At 61.9% G+C, this 14347-nt stretch carries 17 protein-coding genes; 13 read left to right on the forward strand and 4 right to left on the reverse strand.

Annotation, left to right across the window (positions count from 1 at the left end; genetic code table 11):
- Nucleotides 1–68: 68 nt before the first annotated feature.
- The gene (gene mgrA / locus BN2475_RS01070; protein WP_094777733.1) at nucleotides 69–1112 is read right to left on the reverse strand and encodes an L-glyceraldehyde 3-phosphate reductase; all 1044 of its coding nucleotides are present in this window, start codon (nucleotides 1110–1112) and stop codon (nucleotides 69–71) included.
- Nucleotides 1113–1331: 219 nt separating this feature from the next.
- Here mgrA and BN2475_RS01075 point away from each other — a divergent pair, with 219 nt between their 5' ends.
- Complete coding sequence (locus tag BN2475_RS01075; protein WP_094777734.1) at nucleotides 1332–1538, forward strand: DUF3185 family protein; 207 nt, start codon at nucleotides 1332–1334, stop codon at nucleotides 1536–1538.
- A gap of 118 nt (nucleotides 1539–1656) precedes the next feature.
- On the opposite strand, the gene BN2475_RS01080 is transcribed toward BN2475_RS01075, so the two are convergent.
- A complete protein-coding gene (locus BN2475_RS01080; RefSeq protein ID WP_094777735.1) occupies nucleotides 1657–2418 on the reverse strand; it encodes a phytanoyl-CoA dioxygenase family protein in 762 nt (253 codons plus the stop codon).
- 305 nt (nucleotides 2419–2723) lie between these two features.
- Nucleotides 2724–2888 (reverse strand): hypothetical protein, encoded by a 165-nt coding sequence (locus BN2475_RS34135; protein ID WP_159444509.1) that lies wholly within the window; start codon nucleotides 2886–2888, stop codon nucleotides 2724–2726.
- Here BN2475_RS34135 and BN2475_RS01085 point away from each other — a divergent pair.
- Nucleotides 2887–3252, forward strand: a complete 366-nt coding sequence (locus BN2475_RS01085; RefSeq protein ID WP_094777736.1) for a hypothetical protein — start codon at nucleotides 2887–2889, stop codon at nucleotides 3250–3252. The two genes, BN2475_RS34135 and BN2475_RS01085, sit on opposite strands and share 2 nt — an antisense overlap.
- Nucleotides 3253–3444: 192 nt before the next feature.
- Here the strand turns inward: BN2475_RS01085 and metK are convergent, their stop codons facing one another.
- The gene (metK, locus tag BN2475_RS01090; protein ID WP_094777737.1) at nucleotides 3445–4632 is read right to left on the reverse strand and encodes a methionine adenosyltransferase; all 1188 of its coding nucleotides are present in this window, start codon (nucleotides 4630–4632) and stop codon (nucleotides 3445–3447) included.
- A 278-nt stretch (nucleotides 4633–4910) separates the two neighbouring features.
- Here metK and BN2475_RS01095 point away from each other — a divergent pair, with 278 nt between their 5' ends.
- From BN2475_RS01095 to BN2475_RS01145, 11 genes are all read left to right on the forward strand, one after another.
- Nucleotides 4911–5795 carry a lipid A biosynthesis lauroyl acyltransferase gene (locus tag BN2475_RS01095; RefSeq protein WP_094777738.1) on the forward strand — a complete coding sequence of 295 codons (885 nt, stop codon included), beginning with the start codon at nucleotides 4911–4913 and terminating at the stop codon, nucleotides 5793–5795.
- A 325-nt stretch (nucleotides 5796–6120) separates the two neighbouring features.
- Nucleotides 6121–7395: a tyrosine-type recombinase/integrase gene (locus tag BN2475_RS01100; RefSeq protein WP_094777739.1), complete on the forward strand. Its 1275-nt coding sequence runs from the start codon at nucleotides 6121–6123 to the stop codon at nucleotides 7393–7395.
- Between the two features lie 9 nt (nucleotides 7396–7404).
- Nucleotides 7405–7938: a hypothetical protein gene (locus tag BN2475_RS01105; protein ID WP_143325707.1), complete on the forward strand. Its 534-nt coding sequence runs from the start codon at nucleotides 7405–7407 to the stop codon at nucleotides 7936–7938.
- Nucleotides 7939–8016: 78 nt separating this feature from the next.
- The gene (locus BN2475_RS01110; RefSeq protein WP_094777741.1) at nucleotides 8017–8250 is read left to right on the forward strand and encodes a helix-turn-helix transcriptional regulator; all 234 of its coding nucleotides are present in this window, start codon (nucleotides 8017–8019) and stop codon (nucleotides 8248–8250) included.
- A gap of 1 nt (nucleotide 8251) precedes the next feature.
- On the forward strand, nucleotides 8252–8605 hold the full coding sequence (locus BN2475_RS01115) for a hypothetical protein (RefSeq protein ID WP_094777742.1): 354 nt from the start codon (nucleotides 8252–8254) through the stop codon (nucleotides 8603–8605).
- On the forward strand, nucleotides 8602–8817 hold the full coding sequence (locus tag BN2475_RS33330) for a hypothetical protein (protein WP_143325708.1): 216 nt from the start codon (nucleotides 8602–8604) through the stop codon (nucleotides 8815–8817). The genes BN2475_RS01115 and BN2475_RS33330 overlap by 4 nt, the downstream gene beginning before the upstream one ends.
- A 229-nt stretch (nucleotides 8818–9046) precedes the next feature.
- Nucleotides 9047–9352: a hypothetical protein gene (locus BN2475_RS01120; RefSeq protein WP_094777743.1), complete on the forward strand. Its 306-nt coding sequence runs from the start codon at nucleotides 9047–9049 to the stop codon at nucleotides 9350–9352.
- Between the two features lie 389 nt (nucleotides 9353–9741).
- The gene (locus BN2475_RS01125) at nucleotides 9742–10089 is read left to right on the forward strand and encodes a hypothetical protein (RefSeq protein WP_094777744.1); all 348 of its coding nucleotides are present in this window, start codon (nucleotides 9742–9744) and stop codon (nucleotides 10087–10089) included.
- A gap of 116 nt (nucleotides 10090–10205) precedes the next feature.
- Nucleotides 10206–10610: a hypothetical protein gene (locus BN2475_RS01130; protein ID WP_094777745.1), complete on the forward strand. Its 405-nt coding sequence runs from the start codon at nucleotides 10206–10208 to the stop codon at nucleotides 10608–10610.
- Nucleotides 10611–11182: 572 nt separating this feature from the next.
- Nucleotides 11183–11443, forward strand: coding sequence for a helix-turn-helix transcriptional regulator (locus BN2475_RS01140; protein ID WP_094777747.1), 261 nt, complete (start codon nucleotides 11183–11185; stop codon nucleotides 11441–11443).
- Between the two features lie 64 nt (nucleotides 11444–11507).
- Nucleotides 11508–13967, forward strand: a complete 2460-nt coding sequence (locus BN2475_RS01145) for an AAA family ATPase (RefSeq protein ID WP_094777748.1) — start codon at nucleotides 11508–11510, stop codon at nucleotides 13965–13967.
- The last annotated feature ends 380 nt before the right edge of the window (nucleotides 13968–14347 follow it).

The raw sequence follows: 14347 nt of genomic DNA on the forward strand, positions 1-14347 counted from the left end.
AAACAAAGCCGCCTCGTGGGCGGCTTTGTTTCGTTTCTTCTGTCTCAGCGGGAGGCTGGTCGCGCTGATCAGATCGCCTGATCCGTCGACGGCTTTTCCCAAAGATTGATCCCGCCTTCGGTCGCGTAGCGATCGATCTCCGCGAGTTCCTCCTTCGAGAACGCGAGGTTCTTCAACGCGCCGACGTTCTCGCGCACCTGCTCCGCGCGGCTCGCGCCGATCAGCACGGACGTCACGCGCGGATCGCGCAGCGCCCACGCAAGCGCCATTTGCGCGAGGCTCTGCCCACGACGCTGCGCGATGTCGTTGAGCTTGCGCACGTGCTCGATATTTTGCGGACTCAGATGCTCCTGCTTCAACGAGCCGCCACCCGGCTTGTTGACGCGCGCATCGTCCGGCACGCCGTTCAGGTATTTGCCGGTGAGCAGGCCTTGCGCGAGCGGCGTGAACGCGATCGCGCCAGCGCCGACCTGTTCCAGCGCATCCAGCAGTTCGTGTTCGATCCAGCGATTGAGCATGTTATACGCGGGCTGATGGATCAGCAGCGGCACCTTGTATTCGGCAAGCAGCTTCGTCATTTCGAGCGTCTTCGCCGCCGAGTACGACGAAATGCCGATGTACAACGCCTTGCCCTGCTGCACGGCACTCGCCAATGCACCGGCAGTCTCTTCGAGCGGCGTATCGGCATCGAAGCGATGCGAATAGAAAATATCGACGTAGTCGAGGCCCATGCGTTGCAGGCTCTGATCGAGACTGGCGAGCACGTACTTGCGCGAGCCGCCGCCCTGGCCGTACGGACCCGGCCACATGTCCCAACCCGCCTTCGACGAAATCAGCAGTTCGTCGCGGTACGGTTTGAAATCATCCTTGAACAGGCGGCCGAAGTTGGTTTCCGCGCTACCGTACGGCGGCCCGTAGTTGTTCGCCAGGTCGAAGTGCGTAATACCGAGGTCGAACGCCGTGCGCAGGATGTCGCGCTGCGTGGAGATCGGTGTGGTGTCGCCAAAGTTGTGCCACAAGCCGAGCGAGAGCGCCGGCAGTTTGAGACCCGACTTGCCGCAGACGCGGTACTGCATCTCCGAATAGCGTTCTGAAGCTGCTTCGTAAGCCATTGCTAATGTCCTTGTCAGTGAGGTCGCCCAATAATCATTGCGGGCATGAGGCAATCGCGCCGTGCGGGAGGCATGCTGCATTTATAGGTTGAGTCGTCGTGCAGCCAGACCGCTATGGTAGCCAATCGACGCGCTGCGTGCAGACACCCAGTATGCAGGATGGACGATCGCATGCAGGTCCCCTACACTTTGGCCGATCGAAGCTTAGGGGAGGACTACATGACGAAGGCGATTTCAATCGCGCTGATTGTCGGCGGGGTCGTGCTGCTGTATTTCGGCGGGCAGGCGTTCAATTCGGTGAGCAGCGACGTCTCGCGCGTGTTGACCGGTTCGCCGAGCAACAAGGCGATCGTCCTGATCGTGGCCGGTGTGGTGGCGACGTTTGCCGGGCTGACCGGGGTGGCGATGTCCGGGCGCAAACGGTAGTGGTTCGTGCCTTCGCGCGGCGCCTCGCGTCGGGGTCTCACGTTTCCCGTTTCGCGTTCCCCGTTTTGCGCCGGCAAGCGGGGACGCGGACAGGCGCCACCTTTCGCAGATCGACGACCTAGAACGCCACCTCTGGCTTCGCGGCCGAGCGCGTTCCCGGCAACGGCACGTTGCTCGCGCCGTGATACGTGTACACGAGCGAAAACTTCACCTGATCGCTGAGGTTCTTGCCGGCCGAATGCAGCGTATTGCAGTGGAAGAACACCACGTCGCCGGCCTTCAGCTCGGGCGACACCGCCGTGCGAATCCATGCCTGATTGTCTTCCACATCGGCGCGGAAAAACTTCGCTTCGTCGAACCGGTCGGACGTGAACGCCGCGCTGTGCGACTTCGGCACGAGCCACAGCGCGCCGTTATCGACGGTTTCCGAACCCACCGCGAGCCACACCGACACCAGATCGTCGCGCTCAAATGACCAGTAACGCACATCGCGATGCCAGCCGGTCAAGCTGCCATACGCGGGATGCTTGGTCATCATGCAGTTGTGATGCGCACGCGACAGACGCGGCTCCTCACCGAAATACAACTCCATCCAGCCACGAATTTCCGGCGCGGTCGCCCACTGCGCAAAAGCGGGATGACGCCCATACGCATCCAGCAGCCGGCGCACCGTGTGGCCGCCGGGCGCGTCTTTGGACGACGGTGCGCCGGGGTACTGCAGATCCGCTTCGAACTCGATCGGCGCCGCGGCTTCCAGCAACTGCTGCTGCGCGATCTGGTTCAGCTCGGTGCAACGCTCGGGCGACACCAACCCGGGTACCACGACAAAGCCCTGCTCCCGCAACGTCTGAATCTGTTCTTTCTTCGAATGGAGTGACATGGTGTTCCGTTACCGTCGGCTAGCTGATGCTCGATTGCTCGATTGTAAAGCGGGCGCAATCACGCTGCGCGCTTTTGCCGGCCGCGGCACTTCCGCCTGACGCACGACGTTCCCGCGCAAACATCGATCACGCGGCACATTCGATGGGCAAACACGCACGAAAATCGACCACAAAGGGCCTGACCGTACCCGCACAGGGCACGGCTCATCCCCGGAAAAACCCGGATTCGCAGGGTAAAAACCGACTTTCTGCCGTCACGAATCACGTGTAGCCTGCACGCATGTTGATCGCTGCTCCCGCACCTCTACGTCGCGCGCAGGCTATCCAGGCCCATGCCGCCGACCTCCGTGCCTTTTCCCGTCGAATTCAGCGCTTGCGAGTCGTCCATCGCGACACCGCCATTGGCATATTTGGTGCTCCTGTTGGAGCACATCCCGTCGCGCGACACGCTGCCCACTTGTGAAGCCATGCACACTCTTCTGAGCACCCGTCTTACCCGCGCCGCATTGAAAGCGGCGCGTCCCGCCCGCCGCCATGTGGTGCGCGCGCTGCGTCACCATGCCACCCGCGCTCGCGCGTTGGGCGAACAATGGCGCGATGCCAGATCGGTCGACGGTATTCGCACATGGTTCCACACGTTCTTCTCCACGCTGCGTCTGCAAGGTGGCTCGCGCCGTTTTTCGCTGCGCACGCTGCTGCGCAAACCGGCTCCGCTGCGCCTTACCGCCGCGAAACGCGCAGCGCCCGCCGCGCCGCAGAATACGAGTCGCCGCCCGCGTCGGATGTCGACGAGCAGCAGCGGCTGGTTTGCGTTCGCGTTCGCGAGCCGCTAGGACGGTTCGTGAGCACGCCGCCCTACTAGCGGCACATGTGTGGTGTCGACCCAGCGCCGCACGTCGCGGCGCGTGATGCCGTAAGCCAGCCGCACACGGCGCGGCCGCACCGGCAACCAGCAACACGCGATAAAAAACCCCGCCCGGCTTGCGCCGGCGGGGTTTTTTGCTGAAGCGGGCGACTAGCGCTTCTTACGCCAGCGCAGCGACCGGTTCCGTGCCGGCGGCTTCGGCAAGCGCCAGCGCCTTGTCCGTGGCTTCCCACGTGAATTCCGGCTCTTCGCGGCCAAAGTGACCGTAGGCTGCGCTTTTCTCGTACACCGGGCGCAGCAGATCAAGCATCTGGATGATGCCCTTCGGACGCAGATCGAAATGCTCCTGCACCAGACGCGTGATCGTCGCGTCCGACACGCGGCCCGTGCCGAACGTGTTGACCATCACCGAGGTCGGCTGCGCGACGCCAATCGCGTACGACACCTGAATCAGGCAACGCGACGCGAGGCCGGCGGCCACGATGTTCTTCGCGACATAGCGGCCAGCATAAGCCGCCGAGCGGTCGACCTTGGACGGATCCTTGCCCGAGAACGCGCCACCGCCATGGGGCGCCGCGCCGCCGTACGTATCGACGATGATCTTGCGGCCCGTCAGGCCGCAATCGCCTTGCGGACCACCGATCACGAAGCGGCCGGTCGGGTTCACGAGGAACTTGATGTCGCCCTTGATGAGTTCGGCGGGCAGCGTCGGCTTGATGACTTCTTCGATCACGGCTTCGCGCAGCGTGTCCAGATCGATGTCCGGCGAATGCTGGGTGGACAGCACGACGGTGTCGATCGAATACGGCTTGCCGTCGACATAACGCACCGTAACCTGCGACTTTGCGTCCGGGCGCAGCCAGGGCAGGCGGCCATCACGGCGAAGATTCGCCTGACGCTCGACCAGACGGTGCGACAGGTGGATCGGCAGCGGCATCAGTTCAGGCGTTTCCTCGCACGCGTAACCGAACATCAGGCCCTGGTCGCCGGCGCCTTGATCGAGGTTGTTGTCGTGCGCGCGGTCCACGCCCTGGGCAATGTCCGGCGATTGCTTGTCGTACGCGACGAGCACCGCGCAGCCGCGATAGTCGATGCCGTAGTCGGTGTTGTCGTAGCCGATGCGCTTGATGGTGTTGCGCGCAACCTGGATGTAATCGACGTTCGCGGTCGTGGTGATTTCGCCGGCGAGCACGACCAGACCCGTGTTGCACAGCGTTTCAGCGGCAACACGCGAGTATTTGTCCTGGGCCAGAATCGCGTCGAGAATGGCGTCCGAGATCTGATCCGCGACTTTGTCGGGATGGCCTTCGGAGACGGATTCGGAAGTGAAGAGATAGTCGTTTGCCACGTTGCAGACTCCTTTTTGGTGGTTACGGTTGATTTTCACGTAGCCAGCTTCGGGGAGTCTTGAAGCGGCGACGCTTTAGCGGATTACCTGATCGGCCGGCGCGTATCCCATGGATCGCGCCCGCCAGCTTCGCCCCGCAAGTTGTCTATTAACTCGGCGAAGCCCTTATTATAGCGACTTCCTAAGAATGTCACAGGGTGTCCACGAGTGCGGTATTCCGTCAATTTTTCCGCTTTCCTGAAATCCGTCACGCGCACCCCCTCGTTCCCGGGGGCGGCATGCTGAGCCGTTATGGCGCCAGCTTCGCGATCGGGCTGTTGAAACTCTTCGCACTATTGCCCTATGGCTTCGTCGCCCGTCTCGGCGACGGGCTCGGCTGGCTGCTCTATCAGATTCCGAGCCGGCGCAAGCGCATCGTCCACACCAATCTGAAGCTCTGCTTCCCCGAGTGGAGCGACGAGCGCCGCGAAGACGTCGCGCAGAAGCACTTTCGTCATGCGATCCGAAGCTACCTCGAGCGCAGCGTGCAATGGTTCGGCTCTGCGAAAAAGCTCGAAAAACTGATCCAGCTCGACAGCGCGATCGATCTGACGGACCCGAACCTGCCGCCCACGCTGTTCCTCGGCCTGCACTTCGTCGGTATCGAAGCCGGCTCGATCTTTCTGAACTACTCGCTCAAGCGTCAATGCGGCTCGCTGTATCAGCCGATGTCGAACCCGCAGCTGGAAGAAGTCGCCAAGGCGGCGCGCGGGCGTTTCGGCGCGGACATGGCAAGCCGCGCCGACAGCGCCCGCGTCGTGCTGCGCTGGCTGCGCGACCGCAAGCCGGTGATGCTCGGCGCGGATATGGATTACGGCGCGCGCAATTCCACCTTCGTGCCGTTCTTCGGCGTGCCGACCTGCACGCTAACCGCGGTCGGGCGTCTGGCGAAGGTCGGCCATGCGCAGGTCGTGCCGTTCATCGGCGAGGTGCTGCCGAACTACAAGGGTTACCGGCTCAAGGTGTTCAAGCCGTGGGACGGCTATCCGACCGGCGACGACGACGCCGACGCGCGGCGCATGAACGCCTTTCTCGAAGAACAGATTCCGCTGATACCCGAGCAATACTACTGGGTGCACAAGCGCTTCAAGACCCGGCCGCCGGGCGTTCCAGGCGTGTATTGAGACGCGCCGGGCCACGCGGAATCGAACCACCGCCGACGCGGCCTGCAAGAAAGTGCCCGGACGCGGAAATGACGCGGCGCATGGGCGCATCGGCGGGCGCGTCACTTACAATAGCGTGATGAAACTGAAATTCACCAAGATGAAATAAAGTTTCACACAGTCTCTCTAGAATTCAGCAGTCGCCCAGAATCGTCCACCGCACAAAGGTTCTGTGGAATCGACCCTTCCGCGCCGTGTCTTGCGATATCACGACATCACGCCTAAAATGGGTAGCTAGACGGGTAGCTACCCTTAGCTACCCAACGATTCCTGAAGGTAGCTACCGGTGGCAAAGAGAGAATCCAAAGTCCTGTCGGACACGCAGTTACGGCACTGGGTCAACGCGGGTGAGCCTGTCGCCAAGTCGGACGGCGACGGCCTCACGTTCACCCTGTCAGCGGCAGGCCTCGCTGCCTGGGTGCTTCGGTACAGGCACGGGGGGCGGCGCGGCGAGATCACCTTGGGGCGCTACCCGGACGTAGGTCTTGCGCAGGCTCGCAAGGACGCCGCCGCACGTCGGGTGCAGATCGCCAATGGAGAGAACCCTTCCCTCATCCGGCGGCGCGAAAAGACGGCGGCGGTTACAGCTCTGACGGTGCGCCAGCTAGTTGAGGATTACCGGATCAAGGTACTCCCCGCCAAAGCGGAAAAGACCCGCCTCTCCCACAATTACCATCTCGACGTGTTTATCGGGCCGAAGCTTGGCCCCATGCTCGCGCGTGACGTGCAGGCCGGCGACATCATCGCAATGGTTGAGGATGCGAAGAAGCCCTGGCCGACGTCAGCACTGATGCTAAACACGACCAACAGGCTGTTCGCCCACGCTGCCGGAAAGCGGATCATTACGTCCAATCCGTGTGCGGGAATCGAGCTATCCGCCATTCTTGGACCGCGCCCGCCGCGCCGTCAGCGCCTGATGCTGACCGAAGCCGAGTTACGCAAGCTGCTGACTTCGGTCGATACAGTCGGGCGGCAGAACGGGCTGTGCCTGCGGATCCTGCTCGCGACAGGCGTCCGGTCTAGCGAACTGTTCAAGGCGAGGTGGTCCGAGGTGAATCTCGGCGAGGATGCGTCGTGGACCGTGCCCGCCGAGCGCATCAAAACACGGGCGTCGAACAACGCGGCTTTCACGGTGCCGCTATCCGCGCACGTAGTCGGTTGGCTAGAGGAACTGAAAAATCTGGCTGCTGGATCAGATTTCGTCCTGCCAGCCAGACAGGCGCGCCGCAAAGCCGAAGCAGGCGGCGACACGCATCAGGCGGAAAACACGCTATGGGCCGCCCTCAATCGCCTCTTTGATAGCCCCCTCACCGGCGTTCGTCGCTTCACGCCACATGACATGCGCTCGACAATCAAAAGCCACCTGAGGGCAATGGGAGTTGACCGGGACATCAGCGAACGCGTCTTGAATCATAAACTCGCCGGGGTGGAAGGGGTTTACGACAAAGGCGACTACCTGCGCGAACGTCGTCACGCGCTCGAACTGTGGTCGCAGTTTCTGCACGCGTGCGAGACCGGCGCCGAATGGAACGTAACACCTTTGCGGGGCATTGCTGCCTAGGTCGATCCCATGAAAAAGCCCAAAACCCGCCGACCTGTACCGATCCAGATGGATCGCGATTTGTTGCCGCGATACCTGAGTGCAGCAAAAGACGGCGACACGATGGCGGCGCGTCACTTGCTGGCGCTATTCTGCGAAGACCTGAAGACCGGAGCCTCTGTCGATCCAGGACTTGTCGCTTACATTCACCAGATACTGAGCGGAGTGGTTGCGCTCAAAGATGCGCGCGAAGCGCCACGCACCGCTGGCGGAAAGCGCGCCGGCAACGAAGCGCAGCACTATCGCGCCATCGTGCAGGTGATGGGCCTGGTTGAGCCTCGCGGGCAGCCGGCGAGGCGCGAGAAGCACCTTGACGTGGCGATCGAGGTCCGCGAGGAAATGGAGGCGGGCGCGACGTTGGAGAACGCTGCTGCGGCCGTAGAGGAAGCGAATCCGGGCATCGGCAATGCGACGAATATCTACTCCGCGAACGCGACAGCAGCGCGTGCGAACTCCGACATGAAGCGCCGCGACGAATACGCCCGCAAGGCCGATACGGATTAATCCCGCTGGTTTTCTGGTAGTGAGTACGCGGCCAGTGTGCCGCAGCATGGTTCCTGTCGTTTCACCCGGAGCCATGCAATGCCTACCCAAACCAAAACCCTCATCGCCGAATCGCTACGTCATTTTGACGAACTCCCCGATTCCGCACACGTAAAGCAGCCAGTCGTCGAATCACTCTTCGCGTGTTCGCATTCCAGCGTATGGCGACGCGTCAAGTCGGGCGCCATTCCCGCGCCCAGGAAGTTCGGTTCCAGCACGGTCTGGAACGTCGGCGAGCTGCGCGCCGCGCTTACTGCTCAAGCGGAGGTGTGAGATGTCTCCGCGCGTACTACCTTTGACCGTATTGACGTTCGATGCTCTTCTTGTCGATTGGCGCAAGATGCTTGAAACCGAGGGCGTCCCTTTCATCCAGACGGATTTGCGGATGGGACTTCCGTCTTTCTTCCTTCCAGGGAGGCCCAACCACTGGTTGCAGGTGCTCGCGGAGGTAAAGGCCGGCACAATTGCCCGCATGGAGGCGATCTGCAAGGCGACCGGAGTCGACGGTTACCTCGCTATCGGGGCGACCGGCCTGTCGGGCCTGCTGACCGTCTACGCGGCGGCGCGCCCCTCAGTCGACCGACGCCGGTATGCGCAAATTCTTCTGAACCGGAGAGACACGCCATGAACGGACGTACTCTCAGCGGCGACCGGAATCAATGCGCCGGCTGCCGCGAATACTTCAACAGCTCCACGGCATTCGACTGGCACCGCACAGGTGAATTCAGCTGTGATCGACGGTGTATGTCCGACGGCGAGATGCGCACGAGGGGTATGTCGATCAACAGCGCCGGTTTCTGGATCACGAAACCTTATGCAAAGTACGCGGAGGAGGCATGAGGAACTTCTTCCTAAAGGAGGGCACCCGATGCGCGCACTGTGATCGCCGGTTCGCTGCAAATGCGCTTGAACGGCACAGGCCGCTTCGGGCTGACCATGAAGGCAACGTACTTCCTCGTTGTCTGCCTGACGATGAACTGGCTCGCGCCGGCCTGACGTGCACGCGGCGCGGCGTCTGGGTAATCGATCCACGCGGCGCGGGCGGGGCTTTCGTATCGGGGCGCTTTTCATGATCGCAGCCGACGCAGACGAGATTTCGTTCTTCTACGACGCGCCCGCCGCGATCGTGCTGATTCACGACGGCGAACCGATGTACTTCTTCGCGAACCGCGCGGTGCTCACGCCGGACGGGCATATGATTCCTACAGCCGCCGACGGGACACGCGCCATGCGCCCGCACGTTGTCGTCGATACATCCGGCGTGCTTGAAACGATGTTCATCGGCGAGTGGACTGCGGAGGAAGAAGCCAGGCTGCGCGTTGCGGTTAGCGCGCTTGAGAATTTTCTGGCATTAAAACCAGAAGGTAACGCATGACAATCGATAGTTCACTCACACTGTACCGTGCTGAGGCCCTGCCGGGCCAACGATATCCGCTCCCTGCGGGCTGGAATCCGGATGAGAGATGCTCTGTGTTCTTTGTCCTGACGGCGCGGGGGCCGGAACTGTACCCATTCGTTAGCGTCGGCGATATCGCGGGCGTCCAGCTATTACGCGCCGGACCCCAGTGCGGCTTTCACCGGGTACATGGATACGAAGTACGGGAAAGACACCTGGCGGTTTTAGGTCACAGACGCTTTAAGCCGCATTAGACGGTATTGGACTTTGCAGAACGTAGTTAGCAGTACCAGGCAACAAAAGGGAGGGCTCCCGACCACGGTGGCACGTTACGCCGGGAGCCTCAAAACGACATCAAGGAAAAGACCATGAATATCAACGCTTACCACCTCACGCCCGCGCAATCGAAAGGCCTCACACATGGCCTGAAGAAGCGCCCCACAGCCGGCGCACTGCCTTACACCACGGTGGCCGTGCGGGAAGGCCGCTACGTCATGCTGTTCCTCATCGCGCACGTGCTCGAAGACGAGAGTGGCGCGATTTGCCCTGTAGGGCCTGACGGTGAGGTGCCCATTGGCCCCTACGCGATGCTCGGCGACGGCGGCGAAGTTGCCTTTGTGGGCGACTGGAGTGACGACGAAGATCTGCACCAGGCGATCCTGAAGGTGGCGCACATGCAGAAGGCCGACGCCGTGCGCGCCGCCCCGGTGCACTGACCATGTTCGTCCTGCTGTACTTTCTGCTGATGCCCCCGCTGTTTCCGGTGCTGCTGATAGCGTCACTGGTGCAGGGGGCGGGAATATGACGCTATCTGATCGAAAAGGAAAAAACCATGCTGAAAACCATTCTGCAATCCCTCTTCCCGGGTGTCGCGCGCAATCGCGCCGATGCGTGTGACGCGCTCGCACGCGAGCTGCCGAAGAGTCTCACCCTGCCGGTGTACTGGCGTGCGGCGCGCAGCGAGCGCGCAGTATGGGCCGTGTGGCTGGCGGGGGTGCTCGTTCAGGCGGCCATCGATCGCGTTGAGGAGAAGGACGGCGTTTTCCTGCCAGTCGACGTGCTGGGGCGCTATCCCCGTGGCCGGTACGTGCTTGCCGACATGGACGGCCGGGTTGAGTTCGTCGGCAGGTGGCCTGCGAAGACGCGCGAGCAGGTTGAGGCCGTGCTCGATCATCGACTGACCGCCGCGCGCCAGTGCTGGCTGCACGCACCGCAGGCTGGGGGAACATCATGCTGAGATCCGACTTCGAACCCGCGCTTATCACTGACTCGCTGCCGCCCGCCCGCGCGATCGAGCAGAGCCGGCGGGGCAGGCCGCGCAAACCGGACGCGCAGACCAACGCTCAAAGGCAGGCACGGTGGCGCGAACGCCGGAAAGCGAAGCGTAACGGAAAAGATTCCGCACCGCCTGATGCAATTTCCGTTACGCCTGACGTGAATTCCGCACCCTGGGTGATCGAGTCCGAACGCGGCTATCCGCTTTTCACCGGAACGCGCGTCGTGTGCACGGCGTGGCTCGAAGCACAGCCAGAATTCTTCGTGGTATCGACCCACGAGGCATCTGGGACCATTGTCGTGCGGGCACTGGCACGCCGATGACCGACACCAAACCCGGGAAACCCGCCAGCCATCCCCGCCCCACGTATCTCGAAAGCCCCGCACCGCCCCCGGTGCTGGCGGCGCGCCAACGTTTATAGCAATTGCTATAAGAAACCGCTTTATTTTCAATGGGTTAGGCGTTGCAAGAAGCGTTCGGGCTCTTTATACCCGGTCCATGTTGTTTCAGTTAACTTCATTAGGAGTCCTAAAGTGTCTAAGCCCGTCTTAAATGAAGCTCTCGAAAACTTCGACCGTCTGCCGAACTCGGCGTATGTGAAGGTGGCAGTTGTGCAGGGTCTTTTTGCGTGCTCGCGTTCGAGCGTCTTGCGGCACGTGGCCGCTGGCACGTTGCCCGCACCGCGCGAGTTCGGCGACAACAGGCTGTTCAACGTTGGCGAGTTGCGCGCCGTGCTCCATTCGAAGGAGCCGATTCCCCTGCCTATGGTTGCTGAACAAACTGAACAGAACTGATGCCCCAAAAGAAAAACCCCGCTGTGCGGGCGGGGCTCAAATCACTGATTTCAAAGGTAAAACCATGAGACTTCATTCTATCACCCGTTTCTCGTTTATCGACGTCCTTTTCCTCCTCCCGCCAGCGCCGGGTGCTGCCCGCGCACCGGGCGAGGGCTTCCACCGCAAGCATGGTTCCCTCTGGAAGAGGCTACTCGCGAGTCTCTATCTGGGCGTGGAAGGTGGCGAGGATGATCTGTCGGCGCGTACCGCATTGCTGGAGTGGATTCAGCCGCTCACGCAGCGTCTGCGCGGCGACATCCATGCCGTGAAAGGTGGCGAAGGCCCCGCGTGTGTCTACGCACCCCTGCCGGAAGCCACGCTACGTGCACACCTTACCGGCGGCGCGCAGGTAGGGCTCTACCTGATGGCGAAGGGCTCGGACACAACCCGCGTCGCCCTGCTCGATCTGGACAGTCACAAGGGCGCGACGAGCTGGCCGGATATGGTGGCCACGGCACGGCGTCTGATCGGGCATGCTGACCGGCGCGGACTCAAGGCGCACGAGTTCCGTTCGAGCGGCGGCCGTGGCATCCACCTGATCTTCATCTGGGACGAGCCCCAGCACGCCTACAGCGTTCGCGCGCTGCTGCGCGAAGTGCTCGCCGGGGAAGGCCTCACTGACGGCACGGGTGGCGTCGTCGCGTCGCAAGGTGAGGTGTTCCCCAAGCAGGACGTGGGCACCCGGTGCGGTCATATGTTCGTCCTGCCGCTGGGCGGCAAGTCCCTCCCGCTCGATCTGTACGGCGACCCGGCGGACGACCTGCCGGGGGAGGAAGCGCTCATGCCGCGCCACGCCGTGCTCGACAGCGAATGGAAGTGGCAATGCAGCGATGCAGTTCCGGTGCTGGAGCGTCCGGTACGCGCTGCTGTGAGTGTCGACAACATGACGATCGGGCTCAGGCATGTGAAGGCGCTCTGCGATCTGATTCCGAACAGCGGTGAGCATGAGATTCCTTATGAGGGGCAAGAGGCGGCGCAGGGTGGCAGTTACATCCCGCTCATGGCGGCCGTGTACCGCGCGACCGGCGGCAGCGAGGAAGGCAAGGAGCTGTTCATTGAAATGGCAGGTCGCTCAGGGAAGCTCAAGCTGGAGGACGTTGACCACCGCTGGCCATCCATCGAGCGCACGAGCGGACCCACCGCCACCGTGCGCACGCTGATCAACGCCGCGAAGTTTTACGCCCCGGAGGCCGCGCACGCCATCGAGCACGGGATGCTGGCGGAGGATTTCGACTCAGTGGACGCCCCGCAGGAGGGCCAACCCGTAAAAAAGTCGTTCCTCGGTGATCTCAACCTTATGCGCGTTGGCGGTTTCCTCGACACGCTGCCTGCGCCGCGCCGCTTTCTCTTCGCGAATTTCCTGCCGGCGGCTACCGTCGCTCTGGCGGGGGCAGCAGGGGGCACAGGCAAGTCGCAGCTCTCGATCCAGGCAGGTCTGTGCCTGGCGACCGGCGATAAGCTCGCAGGTCAGTGGGAGGTGAAGGAAAGAGGAGCTTCGCTGCTGCTGTGCTCGGAAGATGAATCGGAGGAACTGCACCGGCGCGTGCACAACACGTTTGGGCAGATGACGGCGGATGACGACGAAGAAACAAAACGTGCGAAGCGCGCAGCGATCGTGAATAGCTTCTTCGTGACCTCGCTAGTAGGCAACGATGTGCGCCTGCTCAAACAGGAGCAGCGCGGCGGCTGGTCGGTCAATACCGCTCGTGTACAGGAAATCATCGACACAGCGAAGCAGATACCCGGACTGAAGCTGATCGTTCTGGATCCTGCAAGCCGGTTTCGGGGAGGCGATGAGAACGATGCTGACGGCGCCACGCGCTTTATCGAAGTACTGGAGGGCATCCGAGCCGCCACAGGTGCAACTGTGCTCGTTACGGCGCATGTGAACAAGACCTCGATCAGGGACGACGATCCGTCAAATACCGCATTCCGGGGGTCTTCCGGCCTGACCGACGGCGCGCGCATGACCTTCATGATGAGCACCCTTACAGAAGCCGCAGCGAAGAAGAAAGACGTTCCCGTCGCAGACCGATGGAAGTATGTGCGTGTTGACTCGGGCAAATTCAACTACGGCCCGCCGGTGCGGGAGGTCTGGCTCAAAAAAGGCGTCGGCGGTTTCCTGCACCGCGCCGATGCTACCGAGGTCACGCCTGAGCAGGCAGCGACGGACAAAGAAGGGGAGAACGACCTGCGCGGCAGGATCGTCACCCTGATACGCGATCGCGCGGTGCCAAAGGATGGGGAGGAAGGAAGGTATTACACAGTCACCGGCTTTCGGGAGGCATTCGGAGGCGTGAACAAGGTGCTAGGGGCCTCTCAATACGAACTGCGCGAGCTATTGCCCGCCATGCTGAGAGATGGCCATCTGAAAGAAATTCAACCTCCGGGCGCAAAGCGTAGCGTGCTCGCTCCGGGGGATATGCCCGTCGAGCAGGGTGTAGCCGACGATTTCGCTACGGACGATCCTAACGTTAAATAAGCAAGTCGGACGAACAGAAAAAGCCGGACGAATAGCGTAAAGTTTCGTCCGGCTTTTTTTTTATTCCCCGCAAACCCTTATCCAGCAAGGCTGAGCGACGGACGAAGTGGATTTTAGCAGCGGTCGTCCCCCGCTCAGCCTTATCCGGCAAGGGTTTGCGCGAAGCCGGACGAAATTATTTTTTCGACCGGCTTTATTTTCGTCCGTCGCTCAGCCTTATCCAGCATGGGTTTGCGCGAAGCCGGACGAAATTGAGCCGGTCGATCGTCCTGAATCGCGCAAACCCTTACCCAGCAAGCGAATGCGACGGACGAAATTTCACCCCCTACGGGGGCACACCTGTTTTCGTCCGGTGAGCCCTTTCCTTGGGTGGTGGGCGC

The organism is Paraburkholderia ribeironis, assembly GCF_900019265.1.
Lineage (GTDB): Bacteria > Pseudomonadota > Gammaproteobacteria > Burkholderiales > Burkholderiaceae > Paraburkholderia > Paraburkholderia ribeironis.